The sequence below is a fragment of the Labrys sp. 22185 genome, from assembly GCF_052045555.1.
Lineage (GTDB): Bacteria > Pseudomonadota > Alphaproteobacteria > Rhizobiales > Labraceae > Labrys > Labrys neptuniae.
Genome location: NZ_JBQEPH010000003.1, coordinates 178,967 through 203,532, shown reverse-complemented (window position 1 = coordinate 203,532; position 24,566 = coordinate 178,967). Strand labels below are relative to the sequence as shown.

The 24,566-nt window shown below is 63.6% G+C and carries 22 protein-coding genes and 1 pseudogene; 20 read left to right on the top strand and 3 right to left on the bottom strand.

What is annotated here, in order from left to right:
- Positions 1–16: 16 nt before the first annotated feature.
- The 3 genes from ACTJKX_RS08380 to ACTJKX_RS08370 all read left to right on the top strand — a co-directional run bounded on the left by ACTJKX_RS08380 (position 17) and on the right by ACTJKX_RS08370 (position 4,030).
- A complete protein-coding gene (locus ACTJKX_RS08380) occupies positions 17–910 on the top strand; it encodes a sugar phosphate isomerase/epimerase family protein (RefSeq protein WP_311936583.1) in 894 nt (297 codons plus the stop codon).
- 23 nt (positions 911–933) lie between these two features.
- A complete protein-coding gene (locus tag ACTJKX_RS08375) occupies positions 934–2,001 on the top strand; it encodes an ABC transporter ATP-binding protein (RefSeq protein WP_440724966.1) in 1,068 nt (355 codons plus the stop codon).
- A 232-nt stretch (positions 2,002–2,233) separates the two neighbouring features.
- Complete coding sequence (locus ACTJKX_RS08370) at positions 2,234–4,030, top strand: flavin-containing monooxygenase (protein WP_440724965.1); 1,797 nt, start codon at positions 2,234–2,236, stop codon at positions 4,028–4,030.
- Between the two features lie 98 nt (positions 4,031–4,128).
- Here ACTJKX_RS08370 and ACTJKX_RS08365 read toward each other — a convergent pair.
- Together ACTJKX_RS08365 and ACTJKX_RS08360 are read right to left on the bottom strand one after the other, a co-directional pair.
- Positions 4,129–4,406 (bottom strand): annotated as a pseudogene (locus tag ACTJKX_RS08365) (SDR family oxidoreductase); the annotation flags it as partial.
- Between the two features lie 153 nt (positions 4,407–4,559).
- The gene (locus ACTJKX_RS08360; RefSeq protein WP_311936539.1) at positions 4,560–5,258 is read right to left on the bottom strand and encodes a GntR family transcriptional regulator; all 699 of its coding nucleotides are present in this window, start codon (positions 5,256–5,258) and stop codon (positions 4,560–4,562) included.
- A 95-nt stretch (positions 5,259–5,353) separates the two neighbouring features.
- Here ACTJKX_RS08360 and ACTJKX_RS08355 point away from each other — a divergent pair, with 95 nt between their 5' ends.
- From ACTJKX_RS08355 to ACTJKX_RS08310, 10 genes are all read left to right on the top strand, one after another.
- Positions 5,354–5,956: an amino acid synthesis family protein gene (locus ACTJKX_RS08355; RefSeq protein WP_440724964.1), complete on the top strand. Its 603-nt coding sequence runs from the start codon at positions 5,354–5,356 to the stop codon at positions 5,954–5,956.
- Positions 5,957–5,972: 16 nt separating this feature from the next.
- The gene (locus tag ACTJKX_RS08350) at positions 5,973–6,818 is read left to right on the top strand and encodes an alpha/beta fold hydrolase (RefSeq protein ID WP_440724963.1); all 846 of its coding nucleotides are present in this window, start codon (positions 5,973–5,975) and stop codon (positions 6,816–6,818) included.
- Entirely contained in the window at positions 6,815–7,750 is a 936-nt protein-coding gene (locus ACTJKX_RS08345) for a flavin reductase family protein (RefSeq protein WP_311936530.1), read from the top strand. Before ACTJKX_RS08350 ends, ACTJKX_RS08345 begins: the two co-directional genes overlap by 4 nt.
- Positions 7,747–8,784, top strand: a complete 1,038-nt coding sequence (locus ACTJKX_RS08340) for an LLM class flavin-dependent oxidoreductase (RefSeq protein ID WP_440724962.1) — start codon at positions 7,747–7,749, stop codon at positions 8,782–8,784. Before ACTJKX_RS08345 ends, ACTJKX_RS08340 begins: the two co-directional genes overlap by 4 nt.
- A gap of 4 nt (positions 8,785–8,788) precedes the next feature.
- A complete protein-coding gene (locus ACTJKX_RS08335) occupies positions 8,789–10,252 on the top strand; it encodes an aldehyde dehydrogenase (RefSeq protein WP_440724961.1) in 1,464 nt (487 codons plus the stop codon).
- Between the two features lie 4 nt (positions 10,253–10,256).
- Positions 10,257–10,607 (top strand): NIPSNAP family protein, encoded by a 351-nt coding sequence (locus ACTJKX_RS08330; protein ID WP_440724960.1) that lies wholly within the window; start codon positions 10,257–10,259, stop codon positions 10,605–10,607.
- Between the two features lie 18 nt (positions 10,608–10,625).
- Positions 10,626–11,636: an ABC transporter substrate-binding protein gene (locus tag ACTJKX_RS08325; protein ID WP_394311323.1), complete on the top strand. Its 1,011-nt coding sequence runs from the start codon at positions 10,626–10,628 to the stop codon at positions 11,634–11,636.
- A 165-nt stretch (positions 11,637–11,801) separates the two neighbouring features.
- Positions 11,802–12,674 (top strand): ABC transporter permease, encoded by an 873-nt coding sequence (locus tag ACTJKX_RS08320; protein ID WP_311936515.1) that lies wholly within the window; start codon positions 11,802–11,804, stop codon positions 12,672–12,674.
- 1 nt (position 12,675) lies between these two features.
- Complete coding sequence (locus ACTJKX_RS08315; protein ID WP_440724959.1) at positions 12,676–13,476, top strand: ABC transporter permease; 801 nt, start codon at positions 12,676–12,678, stop codon at positions 13,474–13,476.
- A complete protein-coding gene (locus tag ACTJKX_RS08310; RefSeq protein WP_440724958.1) occupies positions 13,473–14,555 on the top strand; it encodes an ABC transporter ATP-binding protein in 1,083 nt (360 codons plus the stop codon). The genes ACTJKX_RS08315 and ACTJKX_RS08310 overlap by 4 nt, the downstream gene beginning before the upstream one ends.
- Positions 14,556–14,623: 68 nt before the next feature.
- On the opposite strand, the gene ACTJKX_RS08305 is transcribed toward ACTJKX_RS08310, so the two are convergent.
- A complete protein-coding gene (locus ACTJKX_RS08305; protein WP_367624614.1) occupies positions 14,624–15,265 on the bottom strand; it encodes a TetR/AcrR family transcriptional regulator in 642 nt (213 codons plus the stop codon).
- A 307-nt stretch (positions 15,266–15,572) separates the two neighbouring features.
- On the opposite strand from ACTJKX_RS08305, the gene ACTJKX_RS08300 reads away from it, so the two are divergent.
- The 7 genes from ACTJKX_RS08300 to ACTJKX_RS08270 all read left to right on the top strand — a co-directional run bounded on the left by ACTJKX_RS08300 (position 15,573) and on the right by ACTJKX_RS08270 (position 24,538).
- Complete coding sequence (locus ACTJKX_RS08300) at positions 15,573–16,685, top strand: sugar ABC transporter substrate-binding protein (protein WP_394311316.1); 1,113 nt, start codon at positions 15,573–15,575, stop codon at positions 16,683–16,685.
- A 186-nt stretch (positions 16,686–16,871) separates the two neighbouring features.
- On the top strand, positions 16,872–17,837 hold the full coding sequence (locus ACTJKX_RS08295) for an ABC transporter permease (RefSeq protein ID WP_149249470.1): 966 nt from the start codon (positions 16,872–16,874) through the stop codon (positions 17,835–17,837).
- A 7-nt stretch (positions 17,838–17,844) separates the two neighbouring features.
- A complete protein-coding gene (locus ACTJKX_RS08290; RefSeq protein ID WP_394311314.1) occupies positions 17,845–19,350 on the top strand; it encodes a sugar ABC transporter ATP-binding protein in 1,506 nt (501 codons plus the stop codon).
- A gap of 11 nt (positions 19,351–19,361) precedes the next feature.
- The gene (locus ACTJKX_RS08285) at positions 19,362–20,303 is read left to right on the top strand and encodes an ABC transporter permease (protein WP_149249472.1); all 942 of its coding nucleotides are present in this window, start codon (positions 19,362–19,364) and stop codon (positions 20,301–20,303) included.
- Positions 20,304–20,319: 16 nt separating this feature from the next.
- Positions 20,320–21,354 (top strand): zinc-dependent alcohol dehydrogenase, encoded by a 1,035-nt coding sequence (locus ACTJKX_RS08280; protein ID WP_440724957.1) that lies wholly within the window; start codon positions 20,320–20,322, stop codon positions 21,352–21,354.
- 86 nt (positions 21,355–21,440) lie between these two features.
- Complete coding sequence (locus ACTJKX_RS08275; RefSeq protein ID WP_440724956.1) at positions 21,441–22,940, top strand: aldehyde dehydrogenase family protein; 1,500 nt, start codon at positions 21,441–21,443, stop codon at positions 22,938–22,940.
- A complete protein-coding gene (locus ACTJKX_RS08270) occupies positions 22,940–24,538 on the top strand; it encodes a GMC family oxidoreductase (protein WP_440724955.1) in 1,599 nt (532 codons plus the stop codon). The genes ACTJKX_RS08275 and ACTJKX_RS08270 overlap by 1 nt, the downstream gene beginning before the upstream one ends.
- The last annotated feature ends 28 nt before the right edge of the window (positions 24,539–24,566 follow it).

The following is a 24,566-nucleotide window of genomic DNA, read 5'->3' as shown; positions in this document are numbered from 1 at the left end:
AAGAAAGACCAGCATCGTGAACAATAAACTGGGACTGCACGCCTTTGTCTGGACGCCCGGCTGGAGCCACGAGCAATGCGCTCGGGCCATCGGGAAGACGGCGGAGCTGGGCTATGACATCATCGAGGCGCCGGCCCTGGATCCGAGTGTCTTCGACGTGGACTTCACGCGGCGCGAGCTCGAGAAGGCCAATGTCGGCATCACCTTCTCCCTCGGCCTCGATGCCACCACCGATATTTCGAACGGCGACCCGGAGATGGCCAAGCGCGGGGAACGGCGCCTTCTCGACATCGTCTCGATTGCCCGGGACCTCAAGGGTACGCATATCTGCGGGATCATCTATTCGGCGTTCCAGAAATATGCCGTGCCGCCCACCAAGGACGGCGTCGCCCGCGCGGTCGAGGTCCTGCAGCGGGTCGCCGAGCAGGCGGCCAAGAGCGACATCACCCTCGGGCTGGAGGTGGTCAACCGCTATGAGAGCAACGTTCTCAACACGGCGGCGCAGGCGGTCGAGATGTGCAAGCGGATCGGTGCGCCGAACGTCAAGGTCCATCTCGACTGCTATCACATGAACATCGAGGAAGCTGACGTCGCCGCCGCCATCGTCGAGACCGGACCGCTGCTCGGCTATTTCCATACCGGCGATTCAAACCGGGGCTATCTCGGCACCGGCTCGATCGATTTCAAGATGATCTTCCGCGCCCTCGCCAAAGCCAACTACCAGGGGCCGATCACCTTCGAATCCTTCTCCTCCCGGGTCGTCGGCCAACCTCTCGAAGGCATCCTCGGCATCTGGCGTGACCTGTGGGACGACGGGGATGACCTCGCCGCGCACGCCAAGATCTTCACGCAGGCTCACCTCAAGGCCGCCTACGAGACCGAAAAGCGCGGCCGCAGCGGCCTCGTCTAGATCTCAGCCATCAGGAGGTGACCATGGGAAGCATCCAGTTCGACCGTGTCAGCAAGAAATATGGGTCTCACCAGGTCATCTCCGATGTCAGCCTGGAAGTGAAGGACGGGGAGTTCGTGGTGTTCGTCGGCCCGTCGGGCTGCGGAAAGTCGTCGCTGCTCCGGCTGATCACCGGTCTGGAGCAACTGTCGGACGGCCGTGTCTTGATCGACGGCAAGGATGTCTCCCGGCTCGCGCCGGCGGATCGCCGCATCGCCATGGTCTTCCAGTCCTATGCCCTCTATCCGCATATGAGTGTGCGCGACAATATCGGCTTCGGCCTGAAGATCGCCGGCATGCCGAGGCAGGAAATCGCCGGCAAAGTGGCGGAGGCCTCGCGCATCCTGGCCCTGGAGGACTATCTGGACCGCAAGCCCCGCCAGCTATCCGGCGGCCAGCGCCAGCGCGTGGCGATCGGGCGGGCCATCGTGCGCTCGCCCACCGCCTTCCTGTTCGACGAACCCCTGTCCAATCTCGATGCGGCCCTGCGCGTGCAGATGCGCATCGAGCTGATCCGGCTGCACCGGACCCTTCGCACCACGATGATCTACGTGACTCACGACCAGGTCGAGGCCATGACGATGGCCGATCGTATCGTGGTGCTGCGGGCGGGCAATGTCGAACAGTTCTCTACGCCGCTCGAACTCTACGACCATCCCGCCAATCTCTTCGTCGCGAGCTTCATCGGCTCGCCCAAGATGAACTTCCTGCCGGCAGCGCCGAGCGGCGACAGGGACCTGGAGCTTCCGGGTGGCTCGAAGGTCGCCCTGCCGGACGGGCGACGTAGGCGGCTGGACCAGAAGATGACGCTCGGCATCCGCCCCGAGCATGTGCTCTATTCCCCTGGCGAAGGCCTGTGGGGAGGCACGGTGTCCCTGGAGGAGCAGTTGGGCAGCGATGCCCTGCTCTATGTCGAGGTTCCATCGCTCGGCACCATCACCGTGCGCGCCGTGGGCGAAAGACGCTTCAAGACCGGCGACAGGATCTTCCTCACGCCGGATGCGTCCCGCGTCCATCTCTTCGATAGCGGCGGAACGGCGATCGCCGCATGAGGGGTGCTTCTATCCCAGGCACTTCTGACTTCGAAATTACTTGACACATACTTTGCAATCACTTCCCCTTAGCGCTGAAAGAACGAGGTGCAAGAAGAATCCATAGTATTACGTTTTGATATACGGTTGGTTGGCGAGGCAGATTGCCGGTGTGCGTCGTCAAGCCGCCGCTTTTTACGAGCGCCCGCATCACAATGAGGCGCGATTTGAAAAACCATAGGGATGAAATGTCATGAGTAGACCGGATGCAAAGGGCCAGCTTTCGAGGTGGCTGGATCGCTTTGCTCTCGCCGCGGCGGCTGCCGACAGATCTGCGCTCCTCGCTTTGTTCGCCGAGGATTGCTATTGGCGCGATCTGCTGGCGTTCACCTGGAACCTGCACACCGCCGAGGGCAGGGAAGGCGTCGGTGACCTGATCGACGCGACCTTGGCACGCACCCGGCCCAGCGCCTTTACCGTGCAGGACGAAGTATCGGAAACCGACGGCGTCATCGAAGGATTTTTCACGTTCGAAACCAGCGAGGCGCGCTGTCGCGGCTATGTCCGCCTCAAGGGCGATCTTTGCTGGACGCTGCTGACTTCGATGGAAGAGCTGAAGGGCTTCGAGGAAAAGAAGGGGCGCCGGCGGGTCATGGGGGCCCAGCATGGCATTCACCGCGATCGACAGACCTGGCTGGAGCGACGGCAGGAGGAGGAGGCTTCCCTCGGCTCCGAGACCCAGCCCTATTGCCTGATCGTCGGGGCGGGGCAGGGCGGCCTGGCGCTCGGAGCCCGGCTGAAGCGCCTCGGCGTGCCCACACTCATCGTCGAGGCCCATGAAAGGCCGGGCGATGCATGGCGCAAGCGCTACAAGTCCCTCTGCCTGCATGACCCGGTCTGGTACGACCACATGCCCTATCTGCCTTTCCCTGATGACTGGCCCGTTTACACGCCCAAGGACAAGATGGCGGACTGGCTCGAAGCCTATGCCAGGGTCATGGAGCTCAATGTCTGGAGTTCCTCACCCTGCCGCAAGGCTTCCTTCGATGCCGCGCGAGGGCAATGGACCGTGGAGGTCATCCGCGAGGGCAAGCCGGTGACGCTCACGCCCAGGCACCTCATTCTCGCGACCGGCATGTCCGGCATTCCCAATGAGCCCGCCTTCGCCGGCATGGATCTTTTTGCGGGCGAGCAATGCCACTCCAGCCGCTACAAGAGCAGCGACGCCTATAGCGGCAAGAAATGCGTCGTCATCGGCTCGAACAACTCAGCCCACGATATTTGCGCCGATCTATGGGAGAAGGGCGCCGACGTCACCATGGTGCAGCGTACCTCGACGCATGTCGCCACCTCGGACGCGCTCTTCCGGTTCGGCACCAGCCGGCTCTATTCGGAGGACGCCCTCGAGCGGGGCATCGATACCGACAAGGCCGATTTGCTGAATGCCTCAGTGCCGTACAGGCTCATGCCGGAGCTTCTCAAGCCGGTGACGGCATCCATCAAGGCTGCGGATGCCGATCTCTTGGGGAGGCTCGAAAAGGCAGGCTTCCTGCTCGACTTCGGCGACGACGAATCCGGCCTGTTTCTCAAATATATGCGGCGCGGTTCGGGCTACTACATCGATGTCGGTGCTTCCGACCTGATCGCGAACGGGGATATCAAGCTGAAAAGCGGCGTCGGGGTCCGCGAAATCACCCGGAACGGCGTGGTGCTCAGCGATGGCACCGAACTGCCGGCCGATCTCATCGTCTACGCCACCGGCTATGGTTCGATGAACGGCTGGGCCGCCAGGTTGATTTCGCAGGAGGTGGCGGATCGGGTGGGCAAGGTCTGGGGGCTCGGCTCCGGTACCACCAAGGATCCCGGCCCTTGGGAGGGCGAGCCACGCAACATGTGGAAGCCCACCCGGCAGGATGGGCTCTGGTTCCATGGCGGGAACCTGCACCAGTCCCGCCACTACTCCCAATATCTCGCCTTGCAGCTGAAGGCGCGCCTGGAGGGAATACCCACGCCGGTGTTCGGCATCCCGCCGGTTCATCACCTGGCCTGACGAGGGGAAAGGCCGTCCGACGGTCGATCGTCGCGGTCCATACCCGGTGGTCGGCATCGACCACCGGGAGTGCCTGACTGCTTCACGCCATAACAAGCTCCGCCATCGGCATTGACGGTCTGGCCGGTGATGCAGCCGGCGCGTCGTTGGTCAGCAACGAGACCAGGCCGGCGACGTCCTCGCCATTGCCGGCATTGGCCATTGGGATGTTGCGGAGCCATTCGGCCATCAACCCGCCGGGCTTGTGGTCGCCGAGCAGTTTGCCCCAGGCCGTGTCGTTATAGGCCTACATATCCGTTTCGATGGTGCCGAGGCAGAAGGCGTTGATGGTGATGCCTTTTTTCGCGCCTCCCTTGGCAAGGCTCTGCGTAACGCCGCTGCCGGAAGCGTCTGTGGTACGGCCTCAAGACCAAGAACCTCTATATGACCGGCGGGCTCGAGCCGTCGGCGGCCACAGAAGGGTTCACCTGCGATTACGACCTGCCCCACAATACGGTCTATGCCGACGTGATTGAGCAGGTGCCCGGCTTTACGCCCTGGCCTGCATGTCGCCCAGAACCACCTCGGCAATCGCAGCGGCGGCCGAAATGTGCCGCCGACAGGCTGCTGCTGCGGCGTCCGGATCGTTCTTCTCGATGGCGTCGAAAATCTCGCGTATCTGCGCTGGGCCGGTGACCATGCGGTTGGCGGTCGACAGCGTCATCACGCGCAGTCTGGAGATACGGCTGTTCAGGCGGCTGACGATGTCCCAGGCGATCTTGTGCCCGCCAGCCTCGAAGATGATCTTGTAGAGCTCGGTCGTCGCGTCGATGATCGCGGCCGGGGAGCGTTGCCGCGACGTGCGGTCGAGATTGTCCAGCGCTTTCCTCAGCCGCCTCTTCACGTCGGCATCGGCAAGGCGGGCACAGTCGGCAACGGCCGTCGATTCAACCGCGGCCCGGATGGCATAGATCTGGCGGGCATCGTCCCAATCGAGCCGCGCCACGATCGGCCCCTTGTTGAGAAGCATCGTCACCAGACCCTCGGCTTCCAGGTGACGAATGACCTCGCGAATGACGGATCGGGAAACGCCGAGCTGATCGCACAGGGTGCGCTCGACGAGACGCTCCTCCGGCTCGAAGAGGCCGTTGATGATCGCCCGCCTCATCCTCTCCAGAGCGATTTCACGCAATGTCGCGGGCGGATTCTCGATTCTGAGGGCGGCGAGATTGTCGGCGTTCTTGCTCATGTCTTGGTGTAGCCGCAAAAAATCATCCGGGCAAGGCATTGACACGTGATCTTATGGTATACCATAAGATGCAATGACCGTATGAGGATATTTCCATGGCCATCCAGATCCGCAAGACATTGCTTCAGGTCGAGACGACGTTGATCGAAGGAGGGAAGGCTGCTCCCCGGCCTCTGAAGCTCTTTGCGGCCATCGCCGTGGTGAAGAACCCCTGGGCAGGCAGGGGCTTCGTCGACGATCTGAAGCCCGAGATCCACGCCGTCGCGCCTGTCCTGGGCGAATTGCTGACCAAGATGATCCTCGATGCGGTCGGCTCCGGCGAGGCGGTGGAAGGCTACGGCAAGTCCGCCGTCGTTGGGCTGGACGGCGAGATCGAGCATGCCTCGGCCCTGATCCACACGCTGCGCTTCGGCAACCACTATCGCCAGGCGGTCGGCGCCAAATCCTATCTCGCCTTCTGCAACACGCGTGGCCCGGCCAACGCTCCCATCACGATCCCGCTGATGGACAAGAACGACGAGGGGCGGCGTTCCCATTATTTGACGATCCAGGCTGCGATCGCGGATGCCCCCGCCGCCGACGAAATCGTCGTGGCCTTGGGCGCCTCCGTTGGCGGGCGTCCCCATCACCGCATCGGCGATCGCTACCAGGATCTGAAGGATCTCGGGCAGGATGTCGCCAATCCGGCCGGCGTCTGAGCAGGCGGGCGCTGCCATGCAGACCGAACCCGCAACGCCATCCAGCGATACCGACCTGGCAGCCGCCGGGACGTTTCCGCGCCAGAAAAGCGCACGGGGAGCGGCCTATTTCGAGGCGGGTGAGGGCGATGCGCTGCTCCTCATTCACGGGGTCGGCATGCGCCTGGAAGCCTGGGCCCCTCAGATCGAACGGTTCTCGAAGACGCATCGTGTCATCGCCGTGGACATGCCGGGACATGGCGGGAGTGACAGGCTGCCGGTGGGAAGCACCGTCACGGATTTCGTCGCCTGGCTCGGCCGGTTTCTTGATGATTTGAACCTGGGGCGCACCAGCATTGCAGGCCATTCCATGGGCGCGATGATCTCGGGTGGCGCCGTTGCGAGCTTTCCTAGGCGGGTTGCCCGCGTCGCCTATCTGAATGGCGTCTACCGTCGGGATCCGCAGGCGAAGGCGGCTGTGCTGGCCCGGGCCGAGGCCATCCGCGCGGAGGGCGTCGACAAGGAAGGCCCGCTGGCGCGCTGGTTCGACGACGAGCCGAACAATCGCCGCGCCCGCGAACTGACCCGAGCCTGGCTCGAACAGGTCGATCCGGAGGGGTATGCTGTTGCCTATACAGCCTTTGCCGGTGGCGACGAAACCTATGCCGACTGCTGGCCGGAGGTGGCTTGTCCCGCGCTGTTCCTGACCGGATCGGGCGATCCCAATTCCACGCCGGAGATGGCGCGGGCGATGGCTGCCGCCGCTCCGAAGGGGTGGGCTCGCATCATCGAGGGCCACCGGCACATGGTCAATCTGACGGCGCCCGAAGCGGTCAACGCCGTCCTGGCGGAATGGCTGGTGGCAAAGGAGAAGCCGGCATGAGCGCACCAAACCTCGATCCCAAAGCCCTTCGTGACGCCTTCGGTGCCTTCGCTACCGGCGTGACCGTGGTGACGACGCGCGATGCGGCGGACAAGCCGATCGGTTTCACGGCCAATTCCTTCACCTCCGTGTCGCTTGATCCGCCCCTCCTGCTCGTCTGCCTCGCCAAGAGTTCACGCAACTATGCGGCGATGACGGAGGCCGGCGCCTTTGCCATCAACATCCTGTCCGAGACGCAGAAGGATGTTTCCAACACTTTCGCGCGGCCGGTCGAGGACCGCTTCGCGGCTGTGGATTGGCGTCCTGGCGCCCAGGGTTGCCCGATCCTTTCCGGCGTATCGGCCTGGTTCGAATGCGCGATGCATGAGGTGGTCGATGCCGGGGACCATGTCATCCTGGTCGGCCGGGTTCTGGTCTTCGACAATTCCGGCCTGAATGGCCTGGGTTATGCGCGGGGCGGGTATTTCACGCCCAATCTTTCCGCCAGGGCGGTATCGGCGGCGGCCGAGGGCAATATCGAGTTCGGTGCGGTCCTCGAGCGCGAGGGGGAGGTGCTGCTGCTCGGCGAGGGCCCGATGACCCTTCCGGCCTGTCGCGGCGGTGATGGCAATCCCACCGATGTGCTGGCGCGCTACCTGGAGGAACTCACGGGACTGTCCGTCACCATCGGCTTTCTCTACTCGGTCTATGAGGACAAGGGTTCGGGCTTCCAGCACATCGTCTACCGTGCCTTCGCGGGCGAGGGGGAACCGAGGGTCGGTCGGTTCATCCGGCCGGACGCGGTCCGTGCCGGTGAGGTCAAAGATCAATCCACCGCCGACATTCTCGCGCGCTTTGCCCTGGAAAGCTCCATCGGCAATTTCGGCGTCTATTTTGGGAGCGAGACGGCCGGCAGGGTGCATTCCATTTCTACGAAGGGACCCCGTCCATGAAGTTCTCGCTATTCGTGCACATGGAGAGGCTCGATGCCGGCCAGTCCCACAAGCAGCTCTACGACGAGTTCGTGGCGCTGTGCGAAATCGCCGACAAGGGGGGCATGCACGCCATCTGGACCGGCGAGCATCACGGCATGGACTTCACCATCGCGCCGAACCCCTTCGTCACCATCGCCGACCTGGCGCGGCGTACCAGCAAAGTCCGCCTCGGCACCGGTACGGTGATCGCGCCCTTCTGGCACCCGATCAAGCTGGCCGGCGAAGCCGCGATGGCGGACCTGATCAGCGACGGGCGTCTGGACGTGGGCATCGCCCGCGGCGCCTACTCCTTCGAATATGAGCGTCTCCTGCCGGGTCTCGATGCCTGGCAGGCCGGCCAGCGCATGCGCGAGCTCATCCCCGCCGTCCGGGGGGTGTGGGCAGGGGACTACGCCCATGACGGCGAGTTCTGGAAATTCCCGGCCACGACCTCCGCGCCCAGGCCGCTGCAGGATCCGGTGCCGATCTGGGTCGCCGCCCGCGATCCCAACAGCCATGAGTTTGCGGTCGTCAATGGCTGCAATGTGCAGGTCACCCCGCTCTGGAATGGCGATCGGGAGATCGAGAGCCTGATGGAGCGTTTCGAGGCGGCCTGCTCGAAGGCGCCCGAGGTTCCCAGGCCCAAGATCATGCTCTTGCTTCACACCTATGTCGGCGCGGATGCGGCTGACGTGGCGCAGGCGACCCGGGAATTGAGCGTCTACTACAACTACTTCTTCGCCTGGTTCAAGAACGAGCGGCCGATCCATCAGGGGCTGATCCAGCGGCTGAGCGAAGAGGAAATCGCGGCAAATGCCACACTCTCGCCGGAGGTCATGCGGGCCAATCTCGCGCTTGGCACGGTCGACGAGGTCATTGCCCGCCTCAAGCACTACGAGGCGCTGGGCTATGACGAATATTCGTTCTGGATCGACACCGGCGTGAGTTTCGAGCGCAAGAAGGCCTCGCTCGAACGCTTCATCGCCGACGTCATGCCTGCCTTCAAGGATTGATGCGATGCAGCGCTTCCAGCTCTACATCGATGGGGCCTTTTGCGACGGCGAGGCTTCCTTCGACAGCGTGGATCCGGCAACCGGCAAGGCCTGGGCCCAGATGCCCGAGGCGCGTGAGGCTGACGTCGACAGAGCGGTCGAGAGCGCACACAAGGCGCTCTATGACGGCCCCTGGTCGAAGCTGACGGCCACCCAGCGTGGAAAGCTGCTTTACAAGCTGGCGGATCTCGTTGCCGCCAATGCAGCCAGGCTGGCCGAACTCGAGACCCGCGACACCGGCAAGATCATCCGCGAGACATCGGCCCAGATCGCCTATGTGGCGGAATATTACCGCTATTATGCCGGCATCGCCGACAAGATCGAGGGCTCCTATTTGCCGATCGACAAGCCGGACATGGAAGTCTGGCTGCGCCGGGAGCCGGTTGGCGTGGTCGCCATGGTCGTGCCCTGGAACAGCCAGCTCTTCCTGTCGGCCGTCAAGCTCGGTCCTGCGCTCGCCGCCGGCTGCACCCTGGTGCTGAAGGCCTCGGAGGACGGGCCGGCGCCGCTCCTCGAATTCGCCCGGCTGGTGCATGAAGCCGGTTTTCCGCCGGGCGTCGTCAACATCATCACCGGTTTTGGCCCCTCCTGTGGCGCTGCGCTCGGCCGGCATCCCAGGATCGCCCATGTGGCCTTCACCGGAGGGCCGGAGACGGCGCGCCATGTCGTGCGCAATTCCGCCGAGAACCTGGCCTCCACCTCGCTGGAACTGGGCGGTAAGTCGCCCTTCATCGTGTTCGCCGATGCCGATCTCGAAAGCGCCGCCAATGCCCAGGTCGCGGGGATCTTCGCGGCAACCGGCCAGTCCTGCGTCGCCGGCTCGCGCCTGATCGTCGAGGCAAGCGTCAAGGACCGCTTTCTCGCGCTTCTCAAGCGCAAGGCCGAAGCCGTGCGCATCGGCAGTCCGCTCGACATGGCGACCGAGGTCGGGCCGCTCGCTACGGCGCGTCAGCGCCAGCATATCGACGCGCTGGTCGAGCGCTCGTCCGCAGCGGGTGCCAGGGTCGTCACCGGCGGCCGGGTGCCTGTCGGGGAGGGGTTCTACTATCCCCCGACCATTCTCGACTGCGACGGCGTGGATTCGCCGTCGCTGGCCGAGGAATTCTTCGGGCCGGTTCTATCCGTCGTCTCCTTCGACACGGAGGAGGAAGCCCTGCGTCTGGCCAATGACACCGTCTATGGCTTGGCGTCGGGGGTGTTCACCCAGAACCTGACGCGCGCCCATCGCCTGATGAAGGGCATCCGCGCCGGTGTCGTCTGGGTCAACACCTACCGCGCCGTCTCGCCGATCGCGCCTTTCGGTGGCTTCGGGCTTTCCGGCCATGGCCGCGAGGGCGGCCTCGCCGCGGCGCTTGATTACACCCGGACGAAGACGGTCTGGCTCAGGACCTCGGACGACCCGATCCCCGATCCCTTCGTGATGCGGTGACGCCATGTTTTACGAGGTCCGCACATACAGGCTCAGGAACGGCACGGTGCCAGCCTACCTCAAGGTCGTCGAGGACGAGGGCATCGCGATCCAGAAGGAGCATCTGGGGCATCTGGTCGGCTACTTCTTCTCGGAGATCGGTCCGATCAACGAAATCATGCATATCTGGGCCTATGCGAGCCTCGACGACAGGGAACGGCGCCGGGCCTCGCTCGCCTCCGATCCGCGCTGGCAGGCCTTCCTGCCGAAGATCCGCGACCTCATAGAAACTGCCGAAAACAAGATCATGAAGCCGGCCGCTTTCTCTCCGTCGGAGGGGCACCGTTCACATGACACATCCAGACAAGAGCTTTGACAACCGGAGCGTGGGAACATGAAATCGACATCGATACTGGCCGCCTGTGCGGCATTGCTGATCATGGCGTCACCTGCAGTCGCAGCGGACCTGGTCTTCTCGAGCTGGGGTGGAACCACCCAGGACGCCCAGAAGGAAGCATGGGCGGACAAGTTCACGGCGAAGGCCGGCGTCAATGTCGTACAGGATGGGCCGACAGACTACGGCAAGATCAAGGCCATGGTCGAGGCCGGCAATGTCACCTGGGACGTGGTCGACGTGGAAGGTGACTACGCCGCGCAGGCCGGCCCTAAAGGCCTTCTGGAAAAGCTCGACTTCGGCGTCATCGACAAATCCAAGCTCGATCCGCGCTTCGTGACCGACTATTCGGTCGGCAGCTTCTATTATTCCTTCGTGATCGGCTGTAACGCCGATGCGGTCGCGGCCTGCCCGAAGACCTGGGCGGATCTGTTCGACACCGCCAAATTCCCGGGCAAGCGGACCTTCTACAAATGGTCGGCGCCCGGCGTGATCGAAGCCGCGTTGCTGGCTGACGGCGTGCCGGCGGACAAGCTCTACCCGCTGGATCTCGACCGCGCCTTCAAGAAGCTCGACACCATCAAGGCCGACATCATCTGGTGGTCGGGCGGGGCGCAGTCGCAGCAGTTGATCGCTTCGGCGGAAGCCCCGTTCGGCAGCGTCTGGAATGGCCGTATGACGGCGCTCGCCAAGACCGGCGTCAAGGTCGAGACATCCTGGGAACAGAACATCACGGCGGCGGACTCGCTCGTCGTGCCCAAGGGCACGAAGAACAAGGATGCCGCCATGCAGTTCATCGCCTTCGCCACCTCGGCCCAGGCCCAGGCGGACATGGCTGCTACGACGGGCTATGCGCCGATCAACCTCGGTTCCGCCAAGCTCATGGATGCGGAGACGGTCAAGACCCTGCCCGATCAGCAGAAGGCGAGCCAGGTCAACGCCGACATGACCTATTGGGCTGCCAACCGCGATGCGATCGGCGAACGCTGGTACGCCTGGCAGGCAAAGTAAACTGGCAGGCAAAGTAAAGCGGAGCAGCGTGCAAGGGGAGGGAGTGCTCCCTCCCACCCGTTCCTGCCCGGCAGCAACATCGAATGATGCAAGGATGGCCCGGACGGGAGCCGGAACGACGGACTGTTCGGGCTTCCCGATATGTCCCATGCGGAAAGGATTGCCATGTCCCAGCAGATAATAGCCGGCGCCGCGGTACAGCCTGTTTCGCGCCCGACCAGGCCGACGGGCCTGGCCTGGATCATGCCGGCCCTGGCCTTCGTCGCCCTCTTCTTCGTCGTGCCGGTGGCCCTGCTGCTGCTGCGAAGCGTCCTGGAACCCGTGCCGGGCTTCGGCAATTATGCCGAACTGCTGGGTTCCTCCACCTATCTGCGGATCTTCTTCAACACTTTCCTGGTGTCGGCGGTGGTGACGGTGGTTTCGCTGGCCATCGGCTTTCCCGTCGCCTGGGCGCTGGCGATCATGCCCAGGAAGCTCGCCGCCATCGTCTTTGCGATCCTCTTGCTGTCGATGTGGACGAACCTGCTCGCCCGTACCTATGCCTGGATGGTGCTGCTGCAGCGCACCGGCGTGATCAACAAGCTGCTCATGAGCATCGGGCTGATCGACAAGCCGCTGGCGCTGGTCAACAATCTCGTCGGCGTGACGATCGGCATGGTCTACATCATGCTGCCTTTCATCGTGCTGCCGCTCTATGGGGTGATCCGGAAGATCGATCCGGCGATCCTCCAGGCCGCTGCCCTGTGCGGCGCCACGCGCTGGCAATCGCTGACGCGCATTCTCCTGCCTCTGGCGGTGCCGGGCATGGTCGCCGGCGCGCTCATGGTCTTCGTGATGTCGCTCGGCTATTTCGTCACCCCGGCCTTGCTCGGCGGTACCGCCAACATGATGCTGGCCGAACTCATCGCCCAGTTCGTGCAGTCCCTGGTCAATTGGGGCATGGGGGGCGCCGCAGCGCTGGTCCTCCTCGTCGTCACGCTCTCGCTTTACGCCGTGCAGCTGCGCTTCTTCCGCGACCATAGCCTGGGAGGGCGCTAGCATGCTGCTGAACTTCGAACGCCTGGGCTGGTGGAAATTCGTCCTGCTCGCCATCACGGCCCTGACCGCTGCCTTCCTGCTGCTGCCGATCCTGTTCATCGCGGCCCTGTCATTCGGCTCGTCGCAATGGCTGATCTTCCCGCCGCCGGGCTGGACGCTGAAATGGTATTCGGATCTGTTCGCCGATCCGCGCTGGCTGCAGTCGGCCTGGACCAGCTTCAAGATCGCGGTGATCGTGACGGTGCTTTCCGTCCTGCTGGGGCTCGTCACCTCCTTCGGCCTGGTGCGCGGCCGGTTCTGGTTCCGTGAAGGGCTGAAGGCCCTGTTCCTGACGCCGATGATCCTGCCGGTGGTGGTGCTGGCCGTCGGCCTCTACGCCTTCTTCTTGAAGATCGGGCTGAACGGCACCATGACCGGATTCGTCGCCTCCCATCTGGTCCTGGCGCTGCCCTTCTCCATCCTCTCGATCAGCAGCGCCCTCGAGGGCTTTGACAAGTCGATCGAGGATGCGGCCGTGCTGTGCGGGGCATCGCCGCTCGAGGCCAAGATCAGGATCACGCTGCCCTCGATCAGCCACGGCCTGTTTTCCGCCGCGATCTTCTCCTTCCTGACCTCGTGGGACGAGGTGGTGGTGGCGATCTTCATGGCAAGCCCCACCCTGCAGACCTTGCCGGTCAAGGTCTGGGCGACCTTGCGCCAGGATCTGACGCCGGTGGTTGCAGCAGCCTCGACGCTGTTGATCCTGCTGACCCTGGTCCTGATGACGCTGGTCGCTCTCGTGCGTAAAGGATTGAAATCATGACGCAGCCCTTCCTGCAAATCCAAGGCATCCGCAAGGAATACGGCACCGTCGTCGCGGTCCAGAACGTCAACCTCGATGTCGAGAAAGGCGAATTCCTGACCTTTCTCGGCCCCTCCGGTTCGGGCAAGAGCACGACGCTCTATATCCTGGCCGGCTTCGACAACCCGACGGCGGGCGATATCAAGCTGAACGGGGCGACGTTGCTGTCCACCCCCTCGCACCAGCGCAATATCGGCATGGTTTTCCAGCGTTATACCTTGTTTCCGCATCTGTCCGTCGGCGAGAACATCGCCTTTCCCCTCAGGGTCCGGCGCAAACCCAAGGCCGAGGTCGATGCCAAGGTCAGGCAGATGCTGCGGCTCGTCCGGCTGGAGGGGTATGAGGACCGCAAGCCGGCCAACATGTCGGGCGGCCAGCAGCAGCGCGTGGCTCTCGCCAGGGCATTGGCCTATGACCCTCCGGTGCTGTTGATGGACGAGCCCTTGTCCGCGCTCGACAAGAAGCTTCGCGAGGAGATCCAGTACGAGATCCGCCGCATCCATCAGCAGACAGGTGTGACCATCCTCTATGTGACGCACGACCAGGAAGAGGCGCTGCGCCTGTCCGATCGCATCGCGGTCTTCTCCAAGGGGGTGATCGACCAGATCGGAACCGGGCCGGAACTCTATGCCAATCCGGCGACGCGTTTCGTGGCCGAATTCATCGGCGACAGCAATTTCCTGCCCTGCGAGATTCTCTCGTCAGCCCCCGGCCGTGCCAGCATCTCGATCTGCGACACGATGACGGTGCCCGATGTGCCCATGCATGGCTCGGTCTCCGGCAGCAAGGCTTCGGTCATGCTGCGGCCGGAACGCTTGTTCTTGTCGAAAGCGTCGTCGGACAAGGGGGTGCCCGTCACGGTCAGCGACATCACCTTTTTGGGCAACAACATTCATGTGGTGACGAGGACAGGCAAGGGAAACGAACTGTCCGTAAGGCTGCCGTTCGGCCACGAGGCTATTGCCGGCCTCAGCCGCGGCGATGCGGTATGGCTGCGGTTCGATGCGGAGGCGGCTCACGTCTTCGGCGACAGCCGCTGATTTTCGGCAAGGACGATGCGATTCATCCCTGCCCGCGACACCTCGGTTCGCGTTGACCCGTTCATGCGTCAGGCTTCTACAAGTCGCATGATGGTATCGACATTGAAACGGATCCGTTCTTCCAGTGCTTCGGGGGTCATAAGGTCGCGCTGAAAGACGATCGACCCGGTATAGCGGTTCGTAAAATAGTAATATCCGATTGCCGCGATCGTTATATTCAGCTGTACAGGGTCGATGCCCGATCGGAATTCGCCGGTCTCGACGCCGCGGTCGAGCAGGTTCCCGACCATGTCGACAAAGCGCGTGCTCACCTGGCGAACGACCTCGGATTTCTTGATGTGCTTCGCCTTGTGGAGATTGGCGCTGTTGACGAGCGTCAAGAATTCCGGGTTCTTCAGGTAATAGGTCCAGGTAAAGCGCACCAGACGTTCAAGCGCTTCCTTGGGTGGGAGGCGCTCCAGGTCGAGTTTTTGCTCGGCCGTCCGTATGTCGGAATAGGCGTCTTCCAGAACGCGCTGAAACAGATCTTCCTTGCTGTTGAAGTAGTGATAGATCATGCGCTTGTTGGCCTTGGCGCGTTCGGCAATGATATCGACCCTCGCGCCGCCAAGTCCGTTCTTCGCAAATTCCTTCTTCGCTGCGGCCAGGATTCTTGCCTGGGTGGCTTCCGCGTCTCTGATCCGAGGGCGCTTGGGGGACTTGGTGAGCATTCCTACCTCATTGGCGTTGCCTGACGCGCTGCCGTCCGTGATCTCTTTCCAGTTGCACTTTGTCCGCTGCTAGCCGGATTCGCTCAAGAATTTTGGTAACTTACTGGTTACTTTGGCGCGGCGCCAGTGCCGTATGCACTTTCCCGCACTCCCCTGCTGCAACGATCCGAGGCCAGCTCCGTGCATCCAGCGGCGTTGACAGGCCATCGATAACGAAGTAACTAGATAGTGCAATATCGAAAATGCGGCAGCGTCCGGTGACGCTCAAAAACGCGGTGCGATGCACGGGTCCGCAGGGGAGGAAGGCATGTCGTTCATCAAGAAATTCATCGAGCAGGAGACGGTCAATCGCCGCAATCTGCTGCTGGCATCGGCCTATGGCCTGGGAGGCCTGGTGGCGCTCGGTGCGCTGGGATCGGGGCCCGCACGAGCGGCGACGGCCAATCCGACGATAGCCTGGAGCTATCGCGACAGGACCAATCCCTACTGGAACTACATCGTCTCGGGCGGCGAAGCCTTCGTCGAGAGCCTGGGGCTGCCCAAGACCGCCTTGGTCAATCTCATCAACGAAGGCTCCAGCGAAAAGTCGCTGGCGGACGTCAAGGCGCTACTCGGCAAGAATGGCAGTAACGTCGCGCTGGCGATCGATGCGAACGATGCGCCGAACTGCCGTCCCGTGGTGGAGGCCGTCGCCGCCGCCGGCGCTTATGTCTCCACGATCTGGAACAAGACGGACGATCTGCATCCCTGGGACTTCGGCGACCATTACGTCTCCCACATGACCTGGTCGGACGAGGGACCGGCCGAGCAGACGGCCCGCATCCTCCTGGACGCCATGGGCAAGAAGGGCGGCGTGGTTCACCTGGGCGGGATCGCCTCCAACAATCCTGCCATCGAGCGCCTCAACGGACTCAAGAAGGCCCTCAAGGACTATCCCGACGTGCAACTGCTCGACGCGCAGCCGGCCGATTGGGATACCCAGAAGGCCAACCAGGTCATGGCCGGCTTCATCACGCGCTATGGCGACGAGATCAAGGGTGTTCACTGCGCCAATGACACGATCGCCTATGGCGTGCTCGAGGCACTGCGCGCCGAGGGTATCGAGGGAATGCCCGTCGTCTCCTATGACGGCAACCAGCAGGCTGTCGAACTCGTCGCCAAGGGCCAGATCCTGGCGACCGTCTTTACCAACCCTTATTGGGGCGGCGGCATCAGCGCGGCGCTTGCCTATTACGCGGCGACAGGGGCCTTCAAGCCCTCGAGCGAACCCAAGGAACACCGCGAGTTCTACGGGCCGACGATCCTGGTCACGCCCAAGGACGCCCAGGAATTCAAGGCCAAATATCTCGACAGCAATCCCAAATATGACTGGAAGGACTTCTGGGGCCCGAGCAAGGGACAGATCCAGTACAAGTCCTGATCCCTTCCTTCCGCATCGGTCGCACGCCGCCCTCCAGAGCAAAGCGCGTTCAAGCGTGAACGCTTGTTTGCTCTGGTTCCCTGTTTCGACGCGTCTTTGTGTTTCCTGGTGCTTCCACCAAATCGCAAAACGCTATGGGAAAGGGCGTGCGCCTGCATCCCGTTCCCTCTGACGCAAGAGCGCGACATGGATAGCCTGCTCACCAAGGACAATATTCAGAAATGGGCGCCCGTCCTGGTGCTCCTGGCGCTGGTGTTGTTCTTCTCGGTCGTCAATCCCAACTTCCTGTCGGTGCGCAATTTTGCGCGCATCGCGATCTCGTCGACGCCGGCGCTGATGGTCGCGGTGGGCGTGACATTCGTCATCCTGATGGGCTCGATCGACCTGTCGATGGAAGGCTCGGTCGCGGTGTGTGCGGTGCTCTTTGCCACGCTGTTCGGAGCCTTGGGCGGCTCCCTTGCCGGCTGGGGCTGGCTGGCGATCCCGGGCGCCATGGCGGTCGGCGCGATCTTCGGCGCGGTGACCGGCCTGGTCCATGTCCGCCTCAAGATTCCCTCCTTCATGGCCAGCCTCTCGATGGGCTTCGTCGGCATCGGTCTTTCGCTGCTGATCACCGGCGGCGACCGTATCCTGGTCGAGGATCCGCTTTTTCGCTCGCTGCTCACCTACCGGCTCGGTGGCTTTCCGCTCATGGCCTATGTGGCGCTTGCGGCGGTCATCGCCGGCTGGTTCATCCAGACGCAGACGACCATTGGGCGGAATTTCTATGCCGTCGGCGGCGGCGAGGACCTGGCCCATGCCTCGGGCCTCAATGTCTCCAGGGTACGGGTCATCTGCTTCATGATCGCCGGCGTCTTCTATGCCCTCGGCGCCATTCTCGCCGTGGCCCAGATCGGCATCGCCGAGACCGTGACCGGCCGCAACTTCATGTTCGTCTCGATCACCTCGGTCGTCGTCGGCGGCACGGCGCTCTGGGGCGGCGCCGGCGGTGTCTGGAACACGCTGGTCGGCGTGCTGATCGTCAACGTCATCGGCAACGGCATGGTGGTGGTCGGCCTGCCGAGCTATGTCCAGGACGGCGTCCTCGGCCTTCTGGTCATCACAGCAGTCTATCTGTCCACCGATCGTCGATCGCTGGCCTTCGTGAAATAGGCGCGCCATGTTCGAACTTCGAAACGTCGAAAAACGCTTCCCCGGCGTCCATGCCCTGAAGGGTATCAATTTCCAGATCGACCGCGGCGAGATCATCGGGCTCGTCGGCGAGAACGGCGCCGGCAAGTCGACGCTGATGAAGGTGATCTATGGCGCCGTCCAGCATGACGGCGGAGAGGTGCTCGTCGACGGCAAGGCCGTCCGCTTCCAGAACCCGCGTGAAGCGATGGATCGCGGCGTCGGCATGGTCTTCCAGGAACAGTCGCTCATTCCCAACCTGAGCGTGATGGAGAACATCTTCCTCGGCTTCGAGAAGCAGTTCGCCCGCTTCGGCAAGATCGACTGGAAGCGCATGGCGAAGGCAGCCGGCGAACAGCTCAAGAAGGTCAAGCTGCAGATCGATCCCAGGACGGTCACTGCCAAGCTCTCCTTTGCCCAGCGCCAACTCGTCGAATTGGCGAAGGTGCTGACGCTCGAGGAGCGCGTGCATGGCCATCTCGTGATCCTCCTCGATGAGCCGACATCGGTGCTTTCGAAGGAGGAGATCGGGCTGCTGTTCGGCCTGGTGCGCGACCTGCGCAAGCGCGCCTCCTTCATCTTCGTCTCGCATCGCCTCGACGAGGTCATCGAACTGTCCGACCGCATCTATGTGCTCAAGGATGGTGCGGTGGTCGATGTCGTCAAAGGCGCCGAGGCCAAGGCCGAAGCCATCCAGCAGCGGATGGTCGGGCGCGACATCAACCAGGAATATTACCGCGAAGAAAAGCAGCGCCCCTACGATGTCCAGAAGCTGCTGTTGCAGGCGGACCGGATCAGCCTGCCCGGCCACTACAAGGACATTTCCGTCAAACTGCATGCCGGCGAAGTGCTGGCGCTCGTCGGGGTCGAAGGGTGCGGCAGCGAGGCGATCCTGCGCACGATCTTCGGCCTGGAGCGCATGCAATCGGGCACCTTGGCGCTCCATGGCAGTCCGGTGAACGACTTCGGTCCTTCGCAGGGTGTCGCCCGCGGCATCGGCTATGTCCCCAGGGAGCGCAAGATCGAAGGCATCGTGGGCGGCATGAACGTCTTCGAGAACATGACGCTCTCGCAGCTCGGGAACTATGCCAGGGCCGGCGTTCTCGACATCGGCTCCGAGCGCAAGCTCGCGCGCGACTGGATCAAGCGCCTGTCGATCAAGGCCTCCTCGGAGAACGCCGATTGCGGAAACCTCTCGGGCGGCAACCAGCAGAAGGTCGTGCTCGCCAAATGGCGCAGCGGCGGCTCGAACATCATCCTCCTCGACCATCCCACGCGCGGCCTCGACATCGGTGCCAAGGAGGACGTCTACGAAATGATCCGGGAAATGTCGGCCGATGGGGTGGGCATCGTGCTCATCGCCGACACGCTCGAAGAGGCCATCGGCCTCAGCCACACCATAGCCGTTGTCAAGGATGGCGAGATCCAAAAATGGTTCAATTGTCAGCCAGGCGCAAAGCCCTCCCTCTACGACCTGCTTCATCACATGACGTGAGCGCCAGGGTGATGAATCTCCACCAGCTCAAGCGCCATTTCCCCTGGATCACGCTTCTCGTGCTGATCCTGCTTGTCGGCATCATGGACCCCACCTTCCTCAGGCCGCAGAACCTGATGGAACTCGGCGCCGACATTGCGCCGCTGTTCATCATGGCGCTCGGCATGACGCTCGCCATCTATATCGGCGGCATCGATCTTTCGGCCCAATCGGTAGCGAACATGACGACGGTGCTCGCCACTTTGTCGCTGCCCTATCTCGGCGTCTTCAGCGCCCTCCTGATCGCGCTGGTCGGCCTGCTGTTCGGCGCTGTCTCCGGACTGGTGACGACGAGGCTCAAGGTGCCCTCCTTCATCGCCACTCTGGCGGTCGGCGGCCTTGCCCTTTCCGTCGGTCAGTTCGCGTCGGGCCAGCGCGCCCTGCACATGGATGTGGCAGCGAGGGACCAGGCGTTCGGATGGATGTTCGGCAGAACCGCCGGGATACCCCACGAACTGGTCGTGTCCCTGGGGCTGCTTGCGATCGCCTGGTTCATTCAAAGCCGGACGACCGCCGGGCGTACCCTGAAGGCCGTGGGCGCCGGCGAACTTGCGGCCGTGGCATCGGGCATCCGGGTCGAGCGCTACAAGGTCCTGGCCTTCGCCCTTTCCGGCCTGTTCGCGGCGATCGCGGGGCTGATGTTCTCGGTCAAGCTTTCGGGCGGCTCACCGACCCTGGCGGAGGGCTTCCTCCTGCCGGCCATCGTCGCGGTGCTTGTCGGTGGCACCCCGCTCACCGGCGGCGTCGGCGGCGTCGTCAACACGCTCATCGGCGCGATGATCGTCGCGGTCGTACGCGCCAGCATGCTCTATCTCAACATCCCCGCCACGGGGCAGCAGATCTTCTTCGGCATCGTGCTGATCGTTGCGATCGCCCTCACCATCGACCGCTCGAAGATGCGGATCGTGAAATAAGCGAGGGGTTGGCGACATGGACATGATGCGAGCTGCAGTGCTCACCCACCCCGGGGCATTCGAAGTCCGGGAGGTGCCCATCCCCCCGATCGGCCCGGATGACGCTCTCATCAAGGTGGATCGCTGCGGCATCTGCGGCACCGACATCCACATCTTCAAGGGTCACTATGCCGCCGACACCCTGCCTTTCATTCCCGGGCATGAGTTCACCGGCACGGTGAGCCGCGTGGGGGACAGGGTCGAGGGCCTGCAGGTCGGGCAGCGCGTCGTCGCGGACGTCAATATCGGCTGCGGGCATTGCTACTTCTGCCGCCACGGCGAGGTCCTCAACTGCCAGGCTGTCAGCCAGATCGGCATCCATCGCGATGGCGGCTTTGCCGAGTTCGTCGCGGTCCCCGCTCGCCTGGTCATTCCGGCGCCCACCGAGGCGAAGCCCGAGCTGCTGGCTCTGACGGAGCCGGTTGCCTGTGTCGTGCGGGCAGCGCGCAAATCCGCCATCGGTTTCGGCATGTCGGTCGTCGTGCTCGGCGCCGGGCCGATCGGCAACCTCCACATCCAGATGATGCGCCTCGTCGGCGCCGCGCCGATCATCGCGGTGGAGCCGTCGCAACCTCGTGCGGAACTCGCGAAGAAGGCCGGCGCCGATCTCGTCATCACCGACCCCAAGGACGCTCGCAGGCTCGTCGCCGAGGCGACGGAAGGGCGGGGAGCGGACGTGGTGATCGAAAGCGTCGGCGCCCCCGCACTCTACGCCGAGGCTTTCAGGCTCATCCGTCCCGGCGGCCATGTTGCCGCCTTCGGCATCACCGGCCCTGATGACAGCGTGCCGCTTCCCTTGCTCGAAACGGTCCTGCGGGAAAACTCGGTCAAGGGCTCAGTCGCCGGCATCGGCCAGGACATACACGACGCCCTGACGCTGCTCAAACACGGGCGCTTCCGGGTGGACGCCTTCATCGGCTCGGTCGTGCCGCTGAGCGCGATTCAAATGGCCTTCGAGACGATCCAGGACCGGCCGGCCGTTCTGAAAACGCAGATCGACACGACGGTATGACCGCTTCAGGCACCGCCGAGGCAGCGGAATCACATGCGCCCCGGGCGCGTTGACACAATTGCTCATGGAATAAAAGGATTCAGGACATGGACCAGGTCGTCGGTAGACAGTCGCTTCCCGACAGTCCCAGGACGTTCGGCTTTTTTGTCGATGGCAAGCGGATGGAGGCGGGGGAGCGGGCCTATTTTGAACGCCGCAGCCCGGGCCACGACGTGCCGGTGACGCGCATTCCAAAATGCACCAGGGAGGATCTGGACCTTGCCGTCAAGGCAGCGCGGCGCGCTTTCGAGGACGGGCGCTGGTCGAGGATCCCGGCCGTGGAGCGGGCGAACGTGCTCCTGCGCGCCGCCCAGATCCTGCGCAGCCGTGCCGTGGAACTGGCCTATTGGGAAACCCTGGAGAACGGCAAGCCCATCAGCCAGGCGCGGGCGGAAGTGGATGGCTGCGCCGGCATGTTCGAATATGCCGCCGGCCTCGCCAGGACGCTGCATGGCGATGCTTTCAACAATCTGGGCGACGGCATGTTCGGCCTGGTCACCCGGGAGCCGATCGGCGTGGTCGGCCTGATCACGCCGTGGAACTTCCCCTTCCTGATCCTCTGCGAAAGGGTGCCCTACATCCTTGCGGCCGGCTGCACCATCGTCGCAAAGCCCTCCGAGGTGACGTCGGCCACCACCCTCATGCTGGCAGAGATCCTGTCGGAAGCGGGGCTGCCCGACGGCTGCTACAATGTCGTCACCGGTTCGGGCAGCGTCATCGGCCAGGCCATGACCGAACATCTGGATATCGACATGGTGTCCTTCACCGGCTCGACTTCCGTGGGTCGGCGCTGCGTCGAGGCAGCCGGCAGCAATTTCAAGAAGCTCGGGCTGGAACTCGGGGGCAAGAATCCGCAGATCGTCTTCGCGGACGCGGATTTGGAGGATGCTGCCGATGGCGTGGCGTTCGGTATCGGCTTCAACACCGGCCAGTGCTGCGTGAGCGGCAGCCGCCTGATCGTCGAACGCTCGGTGGCGGCGGAGTTCGAGAAGCTGGTCGCCGCCAAGCTGGCCAAGGTCAAGGTCGGCGATCCGCTCGATCCGACCACCCAGATCGGCGCCATCACCACCACGGCCCAGAACGAGACCATTCTGGGTTACATCGCCAAGGGTAAGGAGGAAGGCGCGCGCCTGGTCTGCGGCGGTAGCGCGCTCGACTTCGGTCGCGGGCAGTATATCGCGCCCACTCTGTTCGGGGACGTCACCGGTTCGATGGCGATCGCCCGCAACGAGATTTTCGGCCCGGTGCTTGCGGTCATGCCCTTCGACAGCGAGGACGAAGCGATCGCCATGGCCAATGACACCGTCTACGGCCTGGCCGCGAGCGTGTGGACCAAGAACATCGACAAGGCCTTGAACGTGACCCGCCGCGTTCGTGCCGGCCGCTTCTGGGTCAACACCACGCTGGCTGGCGGCCCGGAGCTTCCGCTCGGCGGCTTCAAGCAGTCGGGCTGGGGACGCGAGGCTGGCTCCTACGGCATCGAGGAGTATACCCAGATCAAGTCCGTCCATATCGAGATTGGCAAGCGCGAGCCTTGGGTGCGCTGATGAAGGAAGATGGCTACGATTATGTGATCGTCGGCGGCGGGTCGGCGGGCTGTGTGCTCGCCGCGCGCCTCAGCGAGAACCCGGCCGTGCGCGTGCTGTTGCTGGAGGCCGGCGGCCGCGACAGCAACCCCTACATCCACATGCCGGTCGGCTTCGCCAAGATGACGGCGGGGCCGCTGACCTGGGGGCTCAAGACGGCACCGCAGCGCCATGCCTGCGACCGGGAGATCCCCTATGCCCAGGCCAAGGTGATTGGCGGCGGCTCCTCGATCAATGCGGAGATCTACACACGGGGCCACGCCGCCGACTTCGACCGCTGGGCGGGCGAGGAGGGGGCGGCCGGCTGGTCCTTCAAGGAGGTGCTGCCCTATTTCATCCGCTCCGAAGGCAACACCATTCTGTCCGGCGACATGCATGGGGCGGACGGGCCGCTGGGCGTCTCGAACCTGCCCGATCCACAGCCGATGTCGCGCGCTTTCGTCCAGGCCTGCCAGGAGTTCGGCATGCCCTATAATCCGGACTTCAATGGCAGGGCACAGGAAGGCGCGGGGATCTACCAGACGACCATCCGCAACGGGCGGCGCTGCTCGGCGGCCGTCGGCTATCTCAGGCCGGCGGCGAAACGATCCAATCTCACCGTCGAGACCGGCTGCCTCGTCCGGCGCATCCTGTTCGCGAAGGGGCGCGCCATCGGCGTCGAATTCGTCAGGAATGGCCAGCTCGTCATCGCGAGAGCGGAGAGCGAGGTCCTCGTCACCTCCGGGGCGATCGGATCGCCGAAGATCATGATGCTTTCGGGGGTCGGCCCCGCCGATCATCTGAGGAAATTGGGGATCGAGGTGGTCGAGGATTTGCCCGGCGTGGGCGAGAACCTCAACGACCATTTCGGCGTCGACATCGTGGCGGAACTGAAGGGGCCGACCAGCCTCGACAAGTACAACAAGTGGCATTGGATGCTATGGGCGGGGCTCCAGTACCTGCTCTTCAAATCCGGACCGGTCACCTCCAACGTCGTCGAGGGCGGCGCCTTCTGGTATGGCGATGCCGATGCCGCGATACCGGACCTGCAATTCCATTTCCTGGCCGGCGCGGGCGCCGAAGCGGGCGTGCCCACGGTTCCCTCCGGATCGGGCATTACGCTGAACTCCTACACCCTTCGCCCGAAAAGTCGCGGATCGGTCCGGCTGGCTTCCTCCGATCCTGCCGTCAATCCGATCGTCGACCCGAATTTCCTGGCAGAGCCGGACGATGTCCGCGTGTCCGCCGAGGGGGTGCGGATCAGCCGGGAGATCTTCGCCAGGCCTTCCCTTCAGAAATTCATCAAGCGCCTGCACCTGCCCGGCGACGATGTCAGGACCAACGCCCAGTTCGCGGACTATGCGCGCCGCTATGGCAGGACCTCCTATCACCCCAGCGGCACCTGCAAGATGGGCATCGATGCCATGGCCGTGGTCGATCCCCAACTGCGGGTGCGGGGCCTCGATCGGATCCGCATCTGTGACAGCTCGACCTTCCCCAGCCTGATCGGCTCGAACACCAATGCCGCCGCGATCATGGTCGGCGAGAAGGCAACGGACCTGATCCGCGGGAATATGTGAGAAAGGGAGAGTAGAAGTTATGCTTGAT

What these genes read in the sequence shown, in the direction of transcription:
- ACTJKX_RS08335 (WP_440724961.1), top strand. Translation starts at nt 8,789, where the DNA reads ATGCAGCGCTTCCAGCTCTACATCGATGGGGCCTTTTGCGACGGCGAG.
- ACTJKX_RS08320 (WP_311936515.1), top strand. Translation starts at nt 11,802, where the DNA reads ATGTCCCAGCAGATAATAGCCGGCGCCGCGGTACAGCCTGTTTCGCGC.
- ACTJKX_RS08340 (WP_440724962.1), top strand. Translation starts at nt 7,747, where the DNA reads ATGAAGTTCTCGCTATTCGTGCACATGGAGAGGCTCGATGCCGGCCAG.
- ACTJKX_RS08305 (WP_367624614.1), bottom strand. Translation starts at nt 15,265, where the DNA reads ATGCTCACCAAGTCCCCCAAGCGCCCTCGGATCAGAGACGCGGAAGCC.
- ACTJKX_RS08290 (WP_394311314.1), top strand. Translation starts at nt 17,845, where the DNA reads ATGTTCGAACTTCGAAACGTCGAAAAACGCTTCCCCGGCGTCCATGCC.
- ACTJKX_RS08270 (WP_440724955.1), top strand. Translation starts at nt 22,940, where the DNA reads ATGAAGGAAGATGGCTACGATTATGTGATCGTCGGCGGCGGGTCGGCG.
- ACTJKX_RS08285 (WP_149249472.1), top strand. Translation starts at nt 19,362, where the DNA reads ATGAATCTCCACCAGCTCAAGCGCCATTTCCCCTGGATCACGCTTCTC.
- ACTJKX_RS08315 (WP_440724959.1), top strand. Translation starts at nt 12,676, where the DNA reads ATGCTGCTGAACTTCGAACGCCTGGGCTGGTGGAAATTCGTCCTGCTC.
- ACTJKX_RS08295 (WP_149249470.1), top strand. Translation starts at nt 16,872, where the DNA reads ATGGATAGCCTGCTCACCAAGGACAATATTCAGAAATGGGCGCCCGTC.
- ACTJKX_RS08300 (WP_394311316.1), top strand. Translation starts at nt 15,573, where the DNA reads ATGTCGTTCATCAAGAAATTCATCGAGCAGGAGACGGTCAATCGCCGC.
- ACTJKX_RS08375 (WP_440724966.1), top strand. Translation starts at nt 934, where the DNA reads ATGGGAAGCATCCAGTTCGACCGTGTCAGCAAGAAATATGGGTCTCAC.
- ACTJKX_RS08275 (WP_440724956.1), top strand. Translation starts at nt 21,441, where the DNA reads ATGGACCAGGTCGTCGGTAGACAGTCGCTTCCCGACAGTCCCAGGACG.
- ACTJKX_RS08330 (WP_440724960.1), top strand. Translation starts at nt 10,257, where the DNA reads ATGTTTTACGAGGTCCGCACATACAGGCTCAGGAACGGCACGGTGCCA.
- ACTJKX_RS08345 (WP_311936530.1), top strand. Translation starts at nt 6,815, where the DNA reads ATGAGCGCACCAAACCTCGATCCCAAAGCCCTTCGTGACGCCTTCGGT.
- ACTJKX_RS08280 (WP_440724957.1), top strand. Translation starts at nt 20,320, where the DNA reads ATGGACATGATGCGAGCTGCAGTGCTCACCCACCCCGGGGCATTCGAA.
- ACTJKX_RS08360 (WP_311936539.1), bottom strand. Translation starts at nt 5,258, where the DNA reads ATGAGCAAGAACGCCGACAATCTCGCCGCCCTCAGAATCGAGAATCCG.
- ACTJKX_RS08350 (WP_440724963.1), top strand. Translation starts at nt 5,973, where the DNA reads ATGCAGACCGAACCCGCAACGCCATCCAGCGATACCGACCTGGCAGCC.
- ACTJKX_RS08325 (WP_394311323.1), top strand. Translation starts at nt 10,626, where the DNA reads ATGAAATCGACATCGATACTGGCCGCCTGTGCGGCATTGCTGATCATG.
- ACTJKX_RS08370 (WP_440724965.1), top strand. Translation starts at nt 2,234, where the DNA reads ATGAGTAGACCGGATGCAAAGGGCCAGCTTTCGAGGTGGCTGGATCGC.
- ACTJKX_RS08310 (WP_440724958.1), top strand. Translation starts at nt 13,473, where the DNA reads ATGACGCAGCCCTTCCTGCAAATCCAAGGCATCCGCAAGGAATACGGC.
- ACTJKX_RS08355 (WP_440724964.1), top strand. Translation starts at nt 5,354, where the DNA reads ATGGCCATCCAGATCCGCAAGACATTGCTTCAGGTCGAGACGACGTTG.